At 70.7% G+C, this 18,482-nt stretch carries 17 protein-coding genes; 7 read left to right on the top strand and 10 right to left on the bottom strand.

Going from position 1 to position 18,482, the window contains the following annotated elements; all coding sequences use genetic code 11:
• The 4 genes from ACFWYS_RS07945 to ACFWYS_RS07930 form a co-directional block, all read right to left on the bottom strand.
• A partial coding sequence (locus ACFWYS_RS07945; protein ID WP_384765100.1) for a substrate-binding domain-containing protein occupies positions 1–979 on the bottom strand: 979 nt, incomplete at its 3' end.
• A gap of 61 nt (positions 980–1,040) precedes the next feature.
• Positions 1,041–2,060, bottom strand: coding sequence for an ABC transporter permease (locus ACFWYS_RS07940; protein ID WP_384764809.1), 1,020 nt, complete (start codon positions 2,058–2,060; stop codon positions 1,041–1,043).
• Entirely contained in the window at positions 2,057–3,577 is a 1,521-nt protein-coding gene (locus ACFWYS_RS07935) for a sugar ABC transporter ATP-binding protein (protein WP_384764807.1), read from the bottom strand. The genes ACFWYS_RS07940 and ACFWYS_RS07935 overlap by 4 nt, the downstream gene beginning before the upstream one ends.
• A 156-nt stretch (positions 3,578–3,733) precedes the next feature.
• Entirely contained in the window at positions 3,734–4,915 is a 1,182-nt protein-coding gene (locus ACFWYS_RS07930; protein WP_384764805.1) for an ROK family protein, read from the bottom strand.
• Positions 4,916–5,157: 242 nt separating this feature from the next.
• Here ACFWYS_RS07930 and ACFWYS_RS07925 point away from each other — a divergent pair, with 242 nt between their 5' ends.
• Positions 5,158–5,982, top strand: coding sequence for an NAD(P)H-binding protein (locus ACFWYS_RS07925; protein ID WP_384764803.1), 825 nt, complete (start codon positions 5,158–5,160; stop codon positions 5,980–5,982).
• A 15-nt stretch (positions 5,983–5,997) separates the two neighbouring features.
• On the opposite strand, the gene ACFWYS_RS07920 is transcribed toward ACFWYS_RS07925, so the two are convergent.
• The 4 genes from ACFWYS_RS07920 to ACFWYS_RS07905 form a co-directional block, all read right to left on the bottom strand.
• Positions 5,998–6,675, bottom strand: a complete 678-nt coding sequence (locus ACFWYS_RS07920; protein ID WP_384764801.1) for a GntR family transcriptional regulator — start codon at positions 6,673–6,675, stop codon at positions 5,998–6,000.
• Between the two features lie 162 nt (positions 6,676–6,837).
• Positions 6,838–7,776: a beta-ketoacyl-ACP synthase III gene (locus ACFWYS_RS07915; protein ID WP_384764799.1), complete on the bottom strand. Its 939-nt coding sequence runs from the start codon at positions 7,774–7,776 to the stop codon at positions 6,838–6,840.
• A 149-nt stretch (positions 7,777–7,925) separates the two neighbouring features.
• The gene (locus tag ACFWYS_RS07910; RefSeq protein ID WP_271666792.1) at positions 7,926–8,060 is read right to left on the bottom strand and encodes a hypothetical protein; all 135 of its coding nucleotides are present in this window, start codon (positions 8,058–8,060) and stop codon (positions 7,926–7,928) included.
• A complete protein-coding gene (locus ACFWYS_RS07905; RefSeq protein ID WP_384764796.1) occupies positions 8,041–9,372 on the bottom strand; it encodes an OFA family MFS transporter in 1,332 nt (443 codons plus the stop codon). Before ACFWYS_RS07905 ends, ACFWYS_RS07910 begins: the two co-directional genes overlap by 20 nt.
• Positions 9,373–9,647: 275 nt before the next feature.
• Between ACFWYS_RS07905 and ACFWYS_RS07900 the strand changes: the two genes are divergently transcribed.
• Genes ACFWYS_RS07900 through fdhD form a run of 5 tightly spaced genes read left to right on the top strand, consistent with a single transcriptional unit; the run spans position 9,648 to position 16,133 of the window.
• Positions 9,648–10,619: a 2-dehydropantoate 2-reductase gene (locus ACFWYS_RS07900; protein ID WP_384764794.1), complete on the top strand. Its 972-nt coding sequence runs from the start codon at positions 9,648–9,650 to the stop codon at positions 10,617–10,619.
• Between the two features lie 42 nt (positions 10,620–10,661).
• Positions 10,662–12,581, top strand: coding sequence for a molybdopterin oxidoreductase family protein (locus ACFWYS_RS07895; protein WP_384764793.1), 1,920 nt, complete (start codon positions 10,662–10,664; stop codon positions 12,579–12,581).
• 5 nt (positions 12,582–12,586) lie between these two features.
• Positions 12,587–14,419, top strand: coding sequence for an NAD(P)H-dependent oxidoreductase subunit E (locus ACFWYS_RS07890; protein ID WP_384764791.1), 1,833 nt, complete (start codon positions 12,587–12,589; stop codon positions 14,417–14,419).
• Positions 14,416–15,276, top strand: a complete 861-nt coding sequence (locus ACFWYS_RS07885) for a 2Fe-2S iron-sulfur cluster-binding protein (RefSeq protein ID WP_384764789.1) — start codon at positions 14,416–14,418, stop codon at positions 15,274–15,276. Before ACFWYS_RS07890 ends, ACFWYS_RS07885 begins: the two co-directional genes overlap by 4 nt.
• A gap of 8 nt (positions 15,277–15,284) precedes the next feature.
• Positions 15,285–16,133: a formate dehydrogenase accessory sulfurtransferase FdhD gene (gene fdhD / locus ACFWYS_RS07880; protein ID WP_384764787.1), complete on the top strand. Its 849-nt coding sequence runs from the start codon at positions 15,285–15,287 to the stop codon at positions 16,131–16,133.
• An 87-nt stretch (positions 16,134–16,220) separates the two neighbouring features.
• Here the strand turns inward: fdhD and ACFWYS_RS07875 are convergent, their stop codons facing one another.
• Both ACFWYS_RS07875 and ACFWYS_RS07870 read right to left on the bottom strand, forming a co-directional pair.
• Positions 16,221–16,748, bottom strand: a complete 528-nt coding sequence (locus ACFWYS_RS07875; RefSeq protein WP_384764785.1) for an isochorismatase family protein — start codon at positions 16,746–16,748, stop codon at positions 16,221–16,223.
• Between the two features lie 19 nt (positions 16,749–16,767).
• Complete coding sequence (locus ACFWYS_RS07870; RefSeq protein WP_384764784.1) at positions 16,768–17,205, bottom strand: MarR family winged helix-turn-helix transcriptional regulator; 438 nt, start codon at positions 17,203–17,205, stop codon at positions 16,768–16,770.
• A 101-nt stretch (positions 17,206–17,306) separates the two neighbouring features.
• Between ACFWYS_RS07870 and ACFWYS_RS07865 the strand changes: the two genes are divergently transcribed.
• Positions 17,307–18,224, top strand: a complete 918-nt coding sequence (locus ACFWYS_RS07865) for a zinc-binding alcohol dehydrogenase family protein (protein WP_384765098.1) — start codon at positions 17,307–17,309, stop codon at positions 18,222–18,224.
• Positions 18,225–18,482: the final 258 nt, after the last annotated feature.

The following is an 18,482-nucleotide window of genomic DNA, read 5'->3' as shown; positions in this document are numbered from 1 at the left end:
TGTGGGTGTCCGTGGCGGGTATCTCGAACTCGGCCATGCCCCCGACGCCATCGCCCTGCCCCCGCGCGCGGGCCAGGTCGATGGCGGACGCGGCCATGGTCGGCGGATACAGGACGGTGGCCTTGAGGACGCCGTCGTCCTGCTTGATGGCCTGGAAGGCGGACAGCGCGCCCGCGCCGCCGACCATCAGGAAGTCGTCGCGCCCGGCCTGCTCTATGGCGCGCAGGGCGCCGACGCCCTGGTCGTCGTCGTGGTTCCAGAGGGCGTCGAACTTCGACTGCGCCTGCAGCAGTTGGGCCATCTTGGCCTGCCCGGACTCGACCGTGAACTCGGCCGCCTGACGGGCCACCTTCTTGATGTTGGGGTAGTTCTTCAGGGCGTCGTCGAAGCCCTGGGTGCGCTGCTTGGTCAGCTCCAGGTTGTCCAGGCCGGCCAGCTCGATGACCTTGGCGTCCGCCTTTCCCTTGAGCTTCTCGCCGATGTAGTTCCCGGCGTTGAGGCCCATGCCGTAGTTGTCGCCGCCGATCCAGCAGCGGTAGGCCTGCGGGGTGTTGAAGATCCGGTCGAGGTTGATGACCGGGATGCCCGCGCGCATCGCCTTCAGACCCACCTGGGTGAGCGCCTTGCCGTCGGCGGGCAGCACCACCAGCACGTCGACCTTCTTGTTGATCAGTGTCTCTATCTGGCCGATCTGCGCGGCGGTGTCGTTCGACCCCTCGGTGATCTCCAGGGTCACGTCGGAGTACTTCTTCGCCCGGCTCTTGGCGTTGTCGTTGATCGCGTTGAGCCAGCCGTGGTCGGCCTGCGGACCGGCGAAGCCGATCGTGACCTCCTTGCCGGGCTTGTCGTCGGCGGCCGGCTGGTCGTTCGCGGCCGGCTCGTCGCTCGACTCGTTACTCGTGCAACCTGCGAGAAGGGCACCGGCACCTACGGCGGCGGTCCCGAAGAGCAGCCCTCTGCGACTGGCGAAGCGGCCCATGGTCTCTGGCATGGCGGTGAACCCTTTCCTCAGGTCGTGCTCGGTGGTGGCGGTACGACCCTCAGGTCGTGCTCGCGCTGCGGCGCTGGACCAGCACGGCGGCGACGATGATCGCGCCCTTGGCGATCTGCTGGACGTCGCTCTGCAGGTTGTTCAGGGCGAAGATGTTGGTGATCGTGGTGAAGATCAGGACGCCGAGCACGGAGCCGACGATGGTGCCGCGGCCCCCGGTGAGCAGGGTGCCGCCGATGATCGCGGCGGCGATGGCGTCGAGTTCGTAGAGGTTGCCGTTGGTGTTCTGGCCGGAGCCGGACAGGATGATCAGCAGGAAGGCGGCGATGCCGCAGCACAGTCCGGACAGCAGGTAGAGGTAGAGCCGCTGGCGGCGGACGTCGATGCCGGCGAGGCGGGCCGCCTCCGCGTTGCCGCCGACGGCGACCGTGCGGCGTCCGAAGGTGGTGCGGTTCAGGACCAGCCAGCCGATGATCGTCACGACGGCGAAGACCATGACCAGCGGCGGAATGCCGAGGACGTACGCGTCGCGCTCACCGAGGTCGAGCACCGAGGGGATGGTGACGATCTGCGTCTTGCCGTCGGTGATCTGGAGGGCCAGGCCGCGGGCGGAGGCCAGCATGGCGAGTGTCGCGATGAACGGCACCATCGCGCCGTACGCGATCAGCACGCCGTTGACCAGCCCGCATCCCACACCGACGATCACCGCGGTGAAGAGGATGCCGGCGAAGCCGTACTCCTGGGTCGCCACCGTCGTCGCCCATACCGAGGCCAGCGCGACGATCGCGCCGACGGACAGGTCGATGCCACCGGAGATGATGACGAAGGTCATGCCGACGGTGACGACGCCGATCACGGAGGCCTGGGTGAGGACGAGTTGGAGGTTGCGGGTGTCCAGGAACTCGTCCGGCTTGGTGATGCCGCCGATGACGATCAGCGCGGCGAGGACGCCGAGCAGGGAGAGCGTGCGCACATCGGCGCGGGCCATCAGGCCGCGCCAGGCGGGCGGTCCGTCGGCCGACCGCACCTTGCCGGTGCTGTCCCGCGGCGGGGAGGCGTGCTGCGTCATGACGCCGGGCTTCCTTCCATGACGAGGTCGAGTACGCGGTGTTCGTCGAGTTCGCGCGCGGGAGCCGTGTGTACGACACGGCCCTCGCGCAGGACCAGCACACGGTCGGCGAGGCCGAGGACTTCGGGCACTTCGCTGGAGACCAGCAGCACGGCGAGGCCTTCGTCGGCCAGTCGGCGCACGACCGCATACAGTTCGGCGCGGGCGCCGACGTCGACGCCGCGGGTGGGTTCGTCGAGCAGCAGGACGCGGCAGCCGCGCAGCAGCCAGCGGGCCAGGACGGCCTTTTGCTGGTTGCCGCCGGACAGGGTGCGCACGGGCACCGACGGGTTGTCCGGCCGCAGGGACAGCTCGCGCGTCGCGGCCCGCGCCGCCCGCAGTTCGGCGGCGCGGTCGATCCAGCCGCCGCGCGAGAAGCGGGACATGGACGACACCGACACATTGCGGGTGACGGACTCCAGCATCAGCAGGGCCTGCGCCTTGCGTTCCTCGGGGGCGAGCCCGAGACCGGCGCGGACGGCGGCGCGGACGCTGCCGGGCTTCAGCGGCCGTCCGTCGACCAGCACCTGACCGGACGTCGGCTTCCGGGCGCCGTACACGGTCTCCAGGATCTCGGAGCGTCCCGAGCCCACGAGTCCGGCGAGCCCGACGATCTCCCCGGGCCGCACAGTCAGGTCCAGGGACTCGAACTCGCCGTCCCGGGCGAGTGCGCGGACCTCCAGCAGCGGCTTGCCGCCGGCCGCGTCCTCCGTGGGCCGCTCGGGGAAGACGTACTCGACATTGCGTCCCGTCATCAGCGCCACGACGTCACGCGTCGGCGTCGACTTCGCCGGGAGCCCGCCCGCCACGGCCCGCCCGTCCTTCAGCACGGTCACCCGGTCGCCGATCCGGCGGATCTCCTCCAGCCGGTGCGAGATGTAGACGACGGCGACTCCGGCGGCGGTGAGGTCGCCGACGATGCGGAAGAGGTTGTCGACCTCGTCCGGGTCGAGGGCTGCGGACGGCTCGTCCATCACGATGAGCCGTACGTCGTGGGAGAGCGCCCGCGCCATCGACACGATCTGCTGCTGCGCCGCCGACAACTCCCCCACCAGACGCGCCGGATCGATCTCGGGATGCCCAAGTCGCTTGAGCAGCTGGGCTGTTGAGGCCCGAGCGGCCTTTCCGCGTACGACGAAGCCGACGGCGGTGGGTTCATGGCCGAGGTGGACGTTCTCGGCCACGGACAGGTGCTCCACCAGGTCGAGTTCCTGGTAGATGGTGGCGATGCCGAGGCGCATGGCGGCGATCGGAGAGCGGAGGGTGACCGTCTCGCCGCGCCAGTGGATGGTGCCGGTGTCGGGCTGGTGGGCGCCGGCCAGGACCTTGATGAGGGTGGACTTGCCGGCGCCGTTCTGGCCGAGCAGGCAGTGCACTTCACCGGCCTGGACGTCGAGGTCGACGCCGTCGAGGGCGCGGACTCCGGGGAACGACTTGGTGATGCCGGACATGCTGAGCAGCGGTGGTTCTGGTGCCATGAGGTCCCCTTGGCGGGCGTGCGGGCCGGTTTCAGGGCGGGGCAGAGCAGGGCGAGGCAGGGCAGGGCGGAGCAGAGCGCTGTGCGAGGTGAGGTGCCGTGAAGTGCGGTGCTGCACGGTGCTGGTGAGCCGTACGGAGTGAACGGGGTGAGTGGCTTACGCGGGTGAGAACAGGTGGTCGCTGATGAGCCGGGCCGCGCCGATGACTCCGGCGGTGGGGCCCAACTCGCCCAGGACGATGGGGAGGTTGCCGGTCGCCAGGGGCAACGACTGGCGGTAGACCTGGGTGCGGATCGCGGCGAGCAGGTTGTGGCCGAGGCCGGTCACCCCGCCGCCGATCACCACCAGGCCGGGGTTGAAGAAGCTGACGAGTCCGGCGATGACCTGGCCGACCCGGTTGCCGCCCTCACGGATCAGGTCGAGGGCGGTGGCGTCGCCCGCGGCGGCCGCGGCTGCCACGTCGACGGCGGTGAGGGTGCCGTTCGCCTCAAGCCGCGAGGCGAGTTCCTCCGACAGTCCCTGCTGGGCCGCCTCCACGGCGTCCCGGGCGAGGGCCGCCCCGCTGAAGTGCGCCTCAAGGCAGCCCCGGTTGCCGCAGGCGCAGGGGCGGCCGTCGGGCACGGCCTGGATGTGCCCGATGTCGCCCGCGCTGCCGGTGACACCGCGGTGGACGTCACCGCCCGCGACGATGCCGCAGCCGATGCCGGTGCCGATCTTGACGCAGAGGAAGTCGCCCACGGAGCGTGCGACGCCCGCGTGCTGCTCCCCCATCGCCATGAGGTTCACGTCGTTGTCGACCATGACCGGGCAGCCGAGTTCCTGGCTGAGCGCCTCCCGCACGGGGAAGCCGTCCCAGCCCGGCATGATCGGCGGAGCCACCGGGACACCCTCGGGGAAGCGGACCGGGCCCGGGACGCCGATACCGGCGCCGTCGTACCCCTCCGCGAGCCCCGAGGCCCTCAACTTCGCGGCCATGGACAGGACTTGCTCGAAGACCGCGACCGGTCCCTCGCGGACGTCCATGGGCTGGTTGAGATGGCCGAGGATCTCCAGTTCGGCGTTGGTGACGGCGACGTCGACCGAGGTCGCGCCGATGTCGACGCCGAGGAAGCGCAGCCCGGGGTTGAGCCGGACGTTGTGGGAGCGGCGGCCACCGCGCGAGGCGGCGAGTCCGTCGGCCACGACCAGGCCCGTCTCCAGCAGCCGGTCCACCTCCACGGCCAGCTTGGACCGTGAAAGGTCGATCTGATCGCCCAGCTGGGCCCGGGAGTTGGGTCCTCCGTCACGCAACAGCTTGAGCAGCCGGGCCTGATGGGCGTTCGCGGGTCGAGCCGTCATACGTCTCACGAACCCCTCCCCGCCTCAATCGGCCTGTGCGCGCCGGGTTTCGGCCACCTCGGTGGCCTGCTTTCGAGGGGAACGTAGCAGTGGCCGCCGGGACTGGGAAGAAGTTGCGCATAGATTGCCGTCAACTTTCTCCACTCACAGGACAAAGCCGGACCGCGCCTGGTGCGGCGGGCTCCGGCCCCGCAGGATGGGCGGCGGACCGGACCGTCCGGACCGGGGTGAGGGGGAATCACGTGATTCTGGTGACGGGTGCCACGGGGAACGTGGGTGCCGAGCTTGTGCGCGTGCTGGCGGAGGCCGAGGAGCCGGTGCGTGCGATGAGCCGGTCCGGCAGGGCGGAGGGGTTACCGGCCGGGGCGGAGGCCGTGGCCGGCGATCTCAACCGGCCCGAGACCGTGCGGGACGCGCTGGACGGCGTACGGTCGCTGTTCCTGATGCCCGGCTACGAGGGGCAGCGCCGGATCCTGGCCGACGCGCGGGCGGCGGGCGTGGAGCATGTCGTGCTGCTGTCCGGGAAGTCGGCCGAGATCGACGACGACAACGCGGTGACGCGCTATCTGCGGGCGGCCGAGTCGGAGGTGCGGGCGTCCGGGCTGTCGTGGACCTTCGTGCGGCCGGTGAGCTTCATGTCCAACGCGCTGGCTCTGGCGGACCGGATCCGCAAGGGCGACGAGGTGCGTGTGCCGTTCCCCGGAGTGCGCACGGCGGACGTCGATCCGTACGACATCGCCCAGGTGACGGCACACGCGCTCCGCTCCGCCGGGCACGAGGGCCGCGTCCACACGGTGACCGGGCCCGAGCCCCTGCTGCCCGCCGACCGCGTCCGGATCCTCGGCGAGGTACTCGGCCGCGACCTGCACGCCGTCGGCCTCACGGACGAGGAGGCGCGCACGGAGATGGTCGCCCAGCTCCCGGCACCGTACGTCGACGCGTTCTTCCGCTTCTTCGTGGACGGGATCCTGGACGAGTCGGAGGTACTGCCGACCGTGCAGGACATAACGGGCCAGGCGCCGCGCACGTTCGAGCAGTGGGCCCGGACGCACGCCGACGCGTTCTGAGAGGACCGCCCGGCGCTATGAGTCCTGTCGGGCGTGGTACGAGCGGCGCGTGTGTTCGGTGTGCTCTCGCATCAGCTGGGTGGCCTGCTGTTCGTCCCGCTCGGTGATCGCGGCGATCATGCCGCGGTGCTCGGTCCAGGACTGCTGCCCGCGCTGACGGGCGACCGGCGTGTAGTACCAGCGGACGCGGCGGTCGACCTGCGCCGCCAGCTCGGCGAGGACCGCGTTGCCCGCGAGCTCCATGATCTTCGCGTGGAAACGGGCGTTGAGGGCAACGGCCGCGTCCACCTCGTCGGCGGCGACGGCCTTCTCGCCCTGCGCGCACAGCTCTTCCAGGGCCTTGATGCCGGCGCTGTCGGCGTGGGCGGCGGCGAGCCGGGCGGCCTCGGCCTCCAGGAGGGTGCGGACGGTGAGGAGCTGGTCGGCCTCCTCCTCCGTCGGCTCATGCACGAACGCGCCCTGCGCGGGCCGCAGATCGACCCAGCCCTCGGTGTTCAGCCGCTGCAGCGCCTCGCGCACCGGCTGGCGCGACACGCCGAGATGACCTGCCAGTTCGCTCTCGACCAGATGCTGGCCGGGCTGGAGGGCGCGGGTGGTGATGAGTTCCAGCAGCGCCTCGTAGACGCGGTCGCGCAGCGGGCCGGGCCGTTCGAGCTTGGGCACCGCACCCTGCGGCAGTCCTGTCGACAACATCGGTCCCCTCCTGGGCGATCACCGGGCGACTGCGTCCCGTAGCCGACCGTCACGGAAAGCCAGTATCAATTGTCTTTCGTCTACAGTCTACGGCGCACAAAGACCAGGGGACCGGGGAGTTGGCCACATCACACCGCGGCGTCGCCCCACACCACGGCGGCGTCAGGGACAGCGCACGACCTGCCCGGCGTACGACAGGTTCCCGCCGAACCCGAAGAGCAGCACCGGGTCCCCGCCCGAGATCCTCCCCTGCTCCACGAGCTTGGAGAACGCCAGCGGGATGCTCGCCGCCGAGGTGTTCCCGGACTCGGAGACATCGCGGGCGACCACGGCGTTGACCGCGCCGAGCTTCTCGGCGAGGGGCTCGATGATGCGCAGATTGGCCTGGTGCAGCACGACCCCGGCGAGGTCCTCGGGCGCGAGGCCCGCCCGCTCGCAGGCCCTGCGGGCGATGTCCGGCAGCTGGGTGGTGGCCCAGCGATAGACGCTCTGCCCCTCCTGCGCGAACCGCGCGGGCTGACCCTCGATGCGCACCGCGTGCCCCATCTCGGGCACCGAACCCCACAGCACCGGCCCGACGCCGGCCTCCGCGGACGCCTCCACGACGGCCGCGCCCGCTCCGTCGCCGACCAGCACACAGGTCGAGCGGTCGCCCCAGTCGGTCACGTCGGACATCTTGTCGGCGCCGATCACCAGCGCCCGGGCCGCGGCGCCCGCGCGCACGGCGTGGTCGGCGGTGGCGAGGGCATGGGTGAAACCGGCGCAGACGACGTTGACGTCCATCGCGGCGGGCGAGGGGATGCCGAGCCGGGCGGCGACGCGGGCGGCCATGTTCGGGGAGCGGTCGATGGCGGTGGACGTGGCGACCAGGACCAGGTCGATGTCGCCGGGCACCAGGCCCGCCGCGGCGAGCGCCTTGGCGGCGGCGTGGGCGGCCAGTTCGTCGACCGGCTCGTCGGGCCCGGCAATGTGGCGGGTACGGATGCCCACCCGGCTCCTGATCCACTCGTCACTGGTGTCGACCATGCCCGCCAGTTCCTCGTTGGTGAGTACCTTGGCGGGCTGATAGTGGCCGACTGCGGCGATGCGCGAGCCGTTCATCGTTGGTGATCCCCTCGGGCCTCGGGTAGCGGGATTCACCAGTCTGATCAGTGACTCACGGGTACGACGGCACGTGATGCCACAGGAAACGGGCGCCCGCGTTGTCAGCTTCCATCAGACCCTCGGACGCCCGAACAATTCCCGAACGCCTACCCGGTGAAGAGCTGCGTCGCCTTTTGTACGAGTTCGTAGAGCCCGTACGCGAGCGGCACCCCCACCCACACCCAGGCGAAGGCGATCAGCCCCCGGCGGTCGGGCGGCGGGCTACTGCTGTCGCTGGACATCCGCGGCCTCCTTCTCCTGCTGCGCCGGGGCGGGGACGTGATGGCGCGGGTGGACGGGCCGGACGAGTTCGTTGGCGACGAAGCCGACGGCGAGCAGCCCGATCATGATGAACAGGGACATCGTGTACAGGGACGAGCCGTCCTTGCCCGCCTCCTCCTGCCGGTCGGCGATCCAGTTCACGATCAGCGGCCCGAGGACACCGGCCGTGGACCAGGCGGTGAGCAGCCGGCCGTGGATGGCGCCCACCTGGTAGGTCCCGAAGAGGTCCTTCAGATAAGCGGGGATCGTGGCGAAGCCGCCGCCGTAGAAGGACAGGATCACCAGTGCGCACAGGATGAACAGCGGCTTCGAGGAGTCGCCGGCCAGTGCGATCAGGCCGTACATCAGCGCGCCCACGCCCAGGTACACGCGGTAGATGTTCTTGCGCCCGATCAGGTCGGAGGTCGACGACCAGCCGATCCGACCCGCCATGTTGGCGGCGGACAGCAGGGCGACGAAGCCGGCCGCGGCCGACGCCGACACCGTTGTCGAGGTGTTCGCGAAGAAGTCCGTGATCATCGGCGCGGCCTTCTCCAGGATGCCGATGCCGGCGGTCACGTTCATGCAGAGCACGACCCACAGACACCAGAACTGCGGGGTGCGCACGGCGTTACGGGCGGACACCTGCGGCCCGTCGAAGGCGCCGGGCCCGTCACCGACCGGTTTCTCGGTGCGCGGCACGCGGACCAGCAGCACACCGAGCAGCATGAAGACGGCGTACGACAGCCCGTGCACCAGGAACGCCAGCGCGATCCCGGAGCTGTCGCTGCCGAACGACTCCAACATCTGCGCCGACCAGGGCGAGGCGATGAGCGCGCCGCCGCCGAAGCCCATGATGGCGATGCCGGTGGCCATGCCGGGCCGGTCGGGGAACCACTTGATCAGTGTGGAGACCGGCGAGATGTAGCCGATGCCGAGGCCGATTCCGCCGACGAAGCCGTAGCCGAGGACGATCAGCCAGTACTGCTCGACGGCCGCGCCCAGTGCGGAGAGCAGGAACCCGGACGAGAAGCAGACCAGGGCGACCGTCATCGCCCAGCGCGGCCCGTTGCGCTCCACCAGCGTGCCGCCGAACGCGGCCGACAGACCGAGCATCACGATGCCGAGCTGGAACGGCAGGGCGCTCTGCGTGCCGCTGAGGCCGAGGGCGGATTCGAGCGGCGGCTTGAACACGCTCCAGGCGTAGGCCTGGCCGATGGACAGATGAACGGAGAGAGCGGCGGGCGGAACCAGCCAGCGGCTCCATCCCGGGGGTGCGACCGGTGGACTCATGATCCGGAACGGTAGGGAGCGGCACGGCAGTTGAGAAGGCGGCGCGTCGACCGTATTCGGTGAGCGGTATGCGGGACGCGCCGAACGGTCGAACACTGTCCGGAAAGACTGTCTGCCCGAAGCCTTGCCTAAGCCTTCTCGAACGCCGTGCGCGAACCCTTGCTGACCCCCTATCCATACTGTAGACAATATTCAGTCGACGACATTCGACCAGAACGGGCACTACTTCCCAGCCACCTCCGCGGTACTCCCTCGACCGAACGGAGCGTTCCGAAGTGAAAGTTGCAGTCCTCGGCGCCGGTGCCATCGGCGCCTACGTCGGAGCCGCGCTGCATCGCGCCGGCGCCGACGTGCACCTGATCGCCCGTGGACCGCACCTCGCGGCCATGAGGCAGCACGGAGTGCGGGTGCTCAGTACGCGCGGCGACTTCACCGCCCGCGCCCACGCCACCGACGACCCGGCCGAGATCGGTCCGGTCGACTATGTCTTTCTGGGGCTGAAGGCCAACTCGTACGCGGCGTGCGGGCCGCTGATCGAGCCCCTTCTGCACGACGGCACGGCGGTCGTGGCCGCCCAGAACGGCATCCCCTGGTGGTACTTCCACCGGCACGGCGGCCCGCACGACGGCCACCGTGTCGAGAGTGTGGACCCGGACGGCGCGGTCAGTGCGGTGATCGCGCCCGAACGGGCCGTCGGCTGCGTGGTCTACGCCGCCACCGAACTCGAAGGCCCCGGTGTCGTACGGCACTTGGAAGGCACCCGGTTCTCCATCGGGGAGCCCGACCGCAGCGTCTCCAGGCGCTGTCTGGACCTCAGCGAGGCCATGGTCGCCGGCGGCCTCAAGTGCCCGGTCGAACCCGACCTGCGCAACGACATCTGGCTCAAACTGCTCGGCAACATCTCCTTCAACCCGATCAGCGCGCTGGCCCGCGCCACCATGCGGCAGATGTGCCTGCACGGCGGCACCCGCCAGGTCATCGAGATCATGATGACCGAGACGCTCGCGGTCGCCGAGGCCCTCGGCTGCGAGGTCGGCGTCTCCATCGAGCGCCGGCTCGCGGGCGCCGAGCGGGTGGGCGACCACCGCACCTCCACGCTCCAGGACCTGGAGCGCGGCAAGCCGCTCGAACTCGACGTACTCCTCGCGGCGGTCGTCGAGTTGGCGGAGATCACCGGCGTCCAGGTGCCCACCCTGCGCACCGTGCACGCCATCTCGGACCTGCTCGCGCTGAGGAGCGCCGCATGAGGAGCGCGCGTCGTATCAGGAGCGTCGTATGAGGAGTGTCGTATGAGGAAGCGGCAACCGAAGACCTACACCCGGCTGACCCACCCGCTCGTCCGCGACTCCCGCGACGAGCCCTTCCGGCCGGCGAGCTGGGAGGAGGCACTGGACCGGGCGGCCCGGGGCATCGCACGCAACCGCGGCGCTTTCGGCATGTTCAGCTGTGCCCGCGCCACCAACGAGATGAACTACGTGGCGCAGAAGTTCGCCCGGGTCGTGATGGGCACCAACAACGTCGACTCCTGCAACCGCACCTGCCACGCGCCCAGCGTGGCAGGCCTGTCGGCGGCCTTCGGATCGGGCGGCGGCACCTCCTCGTACGAGGAGATGGAGCACACCGACGTCATCGTGATGTGGGGCTCCAACGCCCGCTTCGCGCACCCGATCTTCTTCCAGCACGTGCTCAAGGGCATCAGGAACGGCGCCCGGATGTACGCCGTCGACCCGCGCCGCACCTCCACCGCCGAGTGGGCGGAGAGCTGGATGGGGCTGAACGTCGGCACCGACATCCCGATGGCGCACGCGATCGGCCGCGAGATCATCCACGCGGGCCTGGCGAACGAGGCGTTCATCGAGCGGGCGACCAGCGGCTTCGAGGAGTACAAGGCACTCGTCGAGCCCTGGACGCTGTCGCTGGCCGAGAAGGTGACGGGCGTACCGGCCGCCGCCATAAGGGAGTTGGCGCACGCCTACGCCCGTGCCGAGCGCGCCCAGCTGTGCTGGACCCTCGGCATCACCGAGCACCACAACGGCACCGACAACGTCCGCGCGCTGATCAATCTGTCGCTGCTGACGGGTCATGTCGGCCGCTTCGGCAGCGGACTTCAGCCCCTGCGCGGCCAGAACAACGTCCAGGGCGGCGGCGACATGGGGGCGATCCCCAACCGCCTTCCGGGCTTCCAGGACATCCTCGACCCCGACACCCGGCTGAAGTTCGAGTCGGCCTGGGACACCGTGATCCAGCCCCACTACGGCCTCAACCTCACCGAGATGTTCGAGGCGATGGAGGAGGGCACGCTCAAGGCCGTCTACTGCATCGGCGAGAACCCCGCGCAGTCGGAGGCGGACAGCGAGCAGGCCGTACGGCGGATGCGGCAGCTGGACTTCCTCGTCGTCCAGGACATCTTCCTGACGAAGACGGCCGAGCTGGCGGACGTCGTCCTCCCCGCGACCGCCGGGTGGGCCGAGACCGAGGGCACCACCACCAACAGCGAGCGACGGGTGCAGCGGGTGCGCCGTGCCGTCACTCCGCCCGGCGAGGCGCGCGAGGACATCGACATCATCTGCGAGATGGCGGCGCGGCTCGGCCATGAGTGGAAGTACGCGGATTCCGAGGCGGTGTGGAACGAACTGCGCTCGGTCTCCCCGGACCACTACGGGATGACGTACGAGCGCCTGGAGGAGCACCAGGGCATCCAGTGGCCGTGCCCGAGCACCGCGCGGCTCGAACCGACGTATCTGCACGGCCGGTTGTGGGAGAAGGACCCGGCGATGCGCGGGATGCCGGCGCCGTTCGGGATCGTCCAGCACGATCCGCCGGTCGACCTCACCGACGAGGAGTACCCGATCCGGCTCACCACCGGACGGCGGCTCGACTCCTACAACACCGGGGTGCAGAGCGGGAGTTTCGCCTCCCCGCTGCGGCGCGGCGAGTACGTCGAGCTGTGCCCGGAGGACGCCGAGCGGTACGGGGTCGTCGTCGGCGAGGAGGTGCAGGTGACCTCGCGGCGCGGCTCGGTCGTCGCGCCGGTGTGGGTCGACACCGCGCTGCGGCCGGGGCTCGCGTTCATGACCATGCACTTTCCGGACGAGGTGGACACCAACCAGCTGACCATCGAGGCGAACTGCCCGATCGCGGGGACGGCGGAGTTCAAGGCGTCGGCGATCCGGATCGAGAAGCTCCCCGTCGCGACCATCGTGAGGTGACGTAAGTGGACCTGCACTTCGGCGACAGCAAACCGACGGACGACGAACGGGCGGCCGTCGACGCCCTGCTCGGCCCGCCCGAGTCGTCCTGGGAGGGCGCCGACCGCGATGAGATGCGGGCCGTGGACCTCAGGTGGGCCCGGGGCGGACGCGAGGCCCGGGACCGCCGCGATCTGCTGTTGCCGGGGCTGCACGCCATCAACGACCGGATCGGCTGGATCAGCGAGGGCGCCCTCGACTATCTGTGCCGCCGGCTGACGGTGCCGCCGTCGGAGGCGTACGGCGTCGCCACCTTCTACGCCATGTTCTCGCTCAAGCCCCGCCCCGCGACCGTGCTCCACGTGTGCACGGACCTCGCGTGCGCGGCCGCCGGGGCGAGTGAACTGTGCGCCGGGATCGAGGCGCGGCTCGGCCCCGGCAGCGGGGTGGGCGTGGAGCGCAGTCCGTGTCTGGGGCTGTGCGAGCGGGCTCCGGCTGCGCTCGCGATCAAGGCCGGGGATCCGGTGCGTACGGCGGTGTCGGCGCCGGCGACCGTGCACGACGCGGTCCTCGCCGCGAGCGCGCCGGACTCGGCACCGGAGGAGCCGGCGGCGGCGATGGCGGTACCGCAGGCGGGGGGCGACGAGCTGGTCCTGCTGCGGCGCGTGGGAGTCGTCGACCCGTCCTCGCTGGACGACTACCGCGCCCACGGCGGCTACACCGCACTGCGCCGGGCCTTCGAGCTCGGTCCCGCCGGAGTCATCCGCGAGGTCACCGACTCCGGCCTGGTCGGGCGTGGCGGCGCCGCCTTCCCCACCGGCCGCAAATGGCAGGCCACGGCGTCCCAGCCCGACCATCCGCACTACGTCGTCTGCAACGCCGACGAATCCGAGCCGGGCACCTTCAAGGACCGCGTGATCATGGAGGGCGACCCGTACGCCCTGGTCGAGTCGATGACGATCGCGGCGTATGCGACGGGCGCGCACAAGGGCTACCTGTATCTGCGCGGCGAGTACCCGCGGGCGCTGGGGCGCCTGGAGCACGCCGTCGCGCAGGCACGCGCGCGTGGGCTGCTCGGGGACGACATCCTCGGGCAGGGGTACGCCTTCGACATCGAGATCCGGCGGGGTGCGGGGGCCTACATCTGCGGTGAGGAGACGGCTCTGTTCAACTCCATCGAGGGCTACCGGGGCGAGCCGCGCTCGAAACCGCCGTTCCCCGTGGAGAAGGGGCTGTTCGGCAAGCCGACGGTGGAGAACAACGTGGAGACGCTGGTCAATGTGCTGCCGATCCTGACCATGGGCGCCCCGGCGTACGCCGCGATCGGCACGGAGAGGTCCACCGGACCGAAGCTGTTCTGCGTGTCCGGGAGTGTGGAGCGGCCCGGCATCTACGAGCTGCCGTTCGGCGCGACGCTGGGTGAGCTGCTGGAGCTGGCCGGGGTCCGGGAGGGACTGCGGGCGGTGCTCCTCGGCGGGGCCGCGGGCGGCTTCGTACGCCCGGACGAGATGGACGTCCCGCTCACCTTCGAGGGCACCCGGGAGGCGGGCACGACGCTCGGCTCGGGCGTCGTCATGGCCTTCGACGACACCGTCCCGCTGCCCCGGCTGCTGCTGCGGATCGCCGAGTTCTTCCGGGACGAGTCGTGCGGGCAGTGCGTGCCGTGCCGGGTCGGGACGGTCCGGCAGGAGGAGGCGCTGCACCGCATCGTCGAGCGCACGGGTGTGGCGGCCGCCGATGACATCGCCCTGCTCAGGGAGGTCGGCCGCGCCATGCGGGACGCCTCGATCTGCGGTCTGGGACAGACCGCGTGGAACGCCGTGGAATCCGCCATCGACCGTCTGGGGGCGTACGAATGACCGTGGTACCGCTGGGGATCCCGCGCCGGCTGCTGGAGTTCACCATCGACGGGGAGCCCGTGCGCACGACGGAGGGCGCCACGATCCTCGACGCCTGCCGCGCGGCCGGGAAGGACATCCCGACCCTGTGCGAAGGGGACACACTGAGGCCCAAGAACGCCTGCCGGGTGTGCGTCGTGGAGGTCGAGGGGTCCAGGACCCTGGTCCCCGCCTGCTCGCGGAAGGCCGAGCCGGGCATGGAGGTGAGGACGGACACCGAGCGGGCGCGGCACAGCCGGAAGATCGTCCTGGAGCTGCTCGCGTCCTCGGTCGACTTGTCGACGACCCCGAAGGTCGCCGAGTGGATCAAGGAGTACGAGGCGAAACCGGACCGCTTCGGGCCGGACGCGGCGCGGCTCGACGAGGAGCCGAAGGTCGACAACGAGCTGTACGTGCGGGACTACGACAAGTGCATCCTCTGTTACAAGTGCGTGGACGCGTGTGGGGACCAGTGGCAGAACAGCTTCGCGATCTCCGTCGCCGGGCGCGGATTCGACGCGCGGATCGCGGTGGAGCACGACGCTCCGCTCACCGATTCGGCGTGCGTGTACTGCGGGAACTGCATCGAGGTGTGTCCGACGGGGGCCCTGTCCTTCAAGTCCGAGTTCGACATGCGGGCGGCGGGTACGTGGGACGAGTCCGAGCAGACCGAGACGACCACGGTGTGCGCGTACTGCGGTGTGGGCTGCAACCTCACGCTCCACGTGCAGGACAATGAGATCGTGAAGGTCACGTCACCGCACGACAACCCGGTGACCCACGGCAACCTCTGCATCAAGGGCCGTTTCGGCTACCAGCACGTACAGAACCGGGACTGAGACACGACATGGGACGAGTCACGGAACGACGCAAGGTGATCCGGATCCGGGACGGCGCCGTCTCCACCCGGCCGGACACCCTCGTCGCCGAGGAACCGCTGGAGATCCGCCTCAACGGCAAGCCGCTCGCGATCACGATGCGCACGCCCGGTGACGACTTCGCACTGGCCGCCGGGTTCCTGGTGAGCGAGGGCGTGCTCGCCGAGGGGTCCGACCTGCAGAACATCGTGTACTGCGCGGGCGCCACGGTGGACGGCTCCAACACGTACAACGTGGTGGATGTGCGGACCGCGCCGGGCGTGGTCATCCCCGACATCACCCTCGAACGGAACGTGTACACGACGTCGTCCTGCGGGCTGTGCGGCAAGGCGTCCCTGGACGCCGTCCGTACGACGGCCCGCTGGCCGATCGCCGACACTCCCCCGGTCCGGATCGACCCCGAACTGCTCGCGGACCTCCCCGACCGGCTCCGCGCGGCCCAGCGGGTCTTCGACCGGACCGGGGGCCTGCACGCGGCGGCCCTGTTCACCGAGGACGGCGAACTGCTGGACATACGGGAGGACGTGGGCCGGCACAACGCGGTCGACAAACTGGTCGGCCGCGCCCTGCAGCACGGCACCCTGCCGCTGTCCCGGACGATCCTGCTGGTCTCGGGGCGGGCCAGTTTCGAGCTGGCGCAGAAGGCGGTGATGGCGGGGATCCCGGTGCTCGCGGCGGTCTCCGCGCCGTCCTCGCTGGCGGTGGACCTGGCCGCGGAGACCGGGCTGACGCTGGTGGGCTTCCTGCGGGGCAGCTCCATGAACGTGTACGCGGGCGAACACCGGCTCGCCCTGCGGACCGCGGCCGCCCAGGCCTGACCGGCTCCCCGCGACACGGCGGCGGGGCCCCGAAACCGGCGGGGAGCGCCCCCTGCGCCGTACTGGGGCCCCGCTGTTTCTTGTGGCTCAGCCGCCGGTGAAGCGCACCTGCGCCGCCCGCACCACCGACCCCAGCCTCGGGAAGTCCAGGCGCACCGACGCGTCGTGCTCCGCTGCCGTGAACGCCGTCATCGCGTCCTCCACGAAGACCAGCTCGTAGCCCAGGTCGCCGGCGGCGCGGGCCGTGGACTCGACGCCCAGGTTGGTGGCGATGCCGCCGAACAGCAGGGTGGTGACGCCGCGTTCGCGGAGGCGGTCGTCGAGGCCGGTGCCCTGGAAGCCGCCGATGGTCCGCTTCACGATCTCGATGTCGCCGTCCTTGAGCAGTCCAGCCGCGAGGGCGCTGCCGGGCGGCTGTTCGGCGACGCCGGGGCGCTCGACGCGGATGAGCACGACGGGCGCTCCGGCGCTGCGGAAGGAGGCTGCCAACTCCTCGCAGGTGGCGAGGACTTCGATTCCCTTACGGGGTTCCAGGGGCAGCGCGACGATGCGGTCCATCAGGTCGACGAGCAGCAGGGCGGTGCGGGCGTTGTCGAGCGCGAGAGGTGCGGTCATGACGGAACGTTATCCGCCGTCAGCTCTGCGTACCGGAAATCCGGATCAACAGGTCGATGAACCGGTCGCGTTCGGCCGCGGTGAGCGGTGCGAGGAGCGCGTCGTTGGCCTCGCGCGCCGCCTTCTCGCAGCGCTTGAGCAGACGTGCCCCCTCGTCGGTGAGGGACACCGCGTTCTTACGGCGGTCGTTCGGATCCGGCGCGCGGACGACGAGGCCGGCGGACTGCAGGTCGTTCAGGATCCCGACCAGGTCCTTGGGGTCGAGCCGCACCCCGCGGCCGAGGTCCGCCTGGGCTACGGGGGCGAGGTCGCGGACGGCGGAGAGGACGACGTGGTGCCACATCTTCAGGCCCTCCGCGGCCAGCGCCTCGGCCACCAGCGCCCGGCCGCGGGCCGCCGCACGGCCGAGCAGCCAGCTGGGGAGGGAACGGATCGCGGGGAGCGGGGCTTCGGACATGGAGGCACTCTACCCAGAACTCATTGGACTTCCCAACGATCGACCTATAGCGTCGGGCTTCGTCGAAACCGTTGGTATTCCCAATGACTTCTGGAGGTGCGATGCGCCGCGTCCGCTACGACTCCCCCGGCGGCCCCCTGTTCCTGGAGGAGACCCCCGTCCCCGAACCGGGCCCCGGCGAGCTCCTCGTCCGCTGTGAGGCGATCGGCGTCACGCTGCCCGTCGTCCGCAAGGTCACCGAGGCCGCCGAGCCCATACCGCTGGGCGGCGAGATCGCGGGGCAGGTCGTGGCCGTGGGCGCCGCGGTCGCCCGCTTCCGGGCCGGTGACCGCGTGACCGGCCTGTGCTTCGGGCACGGGTACGCCGACTACGCGCTTCTGCAGGAGGCCATGGCCTCTGCGGTGCCCGACAGCGCCACCGCCACCGACGCGGTCGCCCTGGTGCGCAGCGGTCTGGTCGCGCTCGGCGCGCTGGAGGCCGCCCGGCCCGAGCGCGGGGAGGCGGCGCTGGTCACCGCCGCGGCCAGCGGGGTCGGGCATCTCGCCGTGCAGCTCGCGCGGGTGCGGGGTGCCCGGCGGGTCGTGGGGGCCGTGTCCGATCCGGCCAAGGCGGACTTCGTGCGCTCCCTCGGCGCCGACGGCGTGGTGGTGTACGGGGAGGACGGCTGGGGAGAGCCTGTCGACTACGCCCTCGACGCGGTCGGCGGTGAGCTGCTCGGACCGGCACTGGGCGCGCTCGCCCCGGGCGGGCGGCTCGTGGCGTACAGCTCGGGGGGCGGGACGATCCAGGCGTACGACCTCCTCGTGGGCGCCAAGTCCGTCATCGGGTTCCAGATGGCGCGGATCGCTCGCGGGCGGCCGGAGTTGTACGAGCGGTGGCGGCGGGAGCTGTGGCGGCTGTTCGAGGAGGGGGTCGTCAGACCCGCCGTGCACGGGGAGTTCGCACTGGAGGAGGCGGCCGGGGCGCATGCGGCCATCGGGGCGCGGGCCAACCGAGGGAAAGTAGTACTCCATCCGTGATGTGACACGTGCACGGTTCTTGTGATGAATGCGATAGCCCAACTAACGTCTGTGATGCGCACTTTGGACGTGGGATGTCCGAATGTTCAGATGCCTGGACCCAAGACCAGACAATGAAGGGCGGGCCGCACCATGCCGTCAAGAGTTCGCGCACGCCTCAGAGCTGCCCTCGTCGCGGGCCGGGCCCCCCCCGCCGCCGCCCCCCCCATATTAGGCGCCCCCTACCCACCCCCCCAACCGGCCCCCCCGGGAGGGGCA

The sequence above is a fragment of the Streptomyces sp. NPDC059010 genome, from assembly GCF_042740355.1.
Classification (GTDB): Bacteria; Actinomycetota; Actinomycetes; order Streptomycetales; family Streptomycetaceae; genus Streptomyces.
This window is presented reverse-complemented; position numbering and strand designations above follow the sequence as displayed.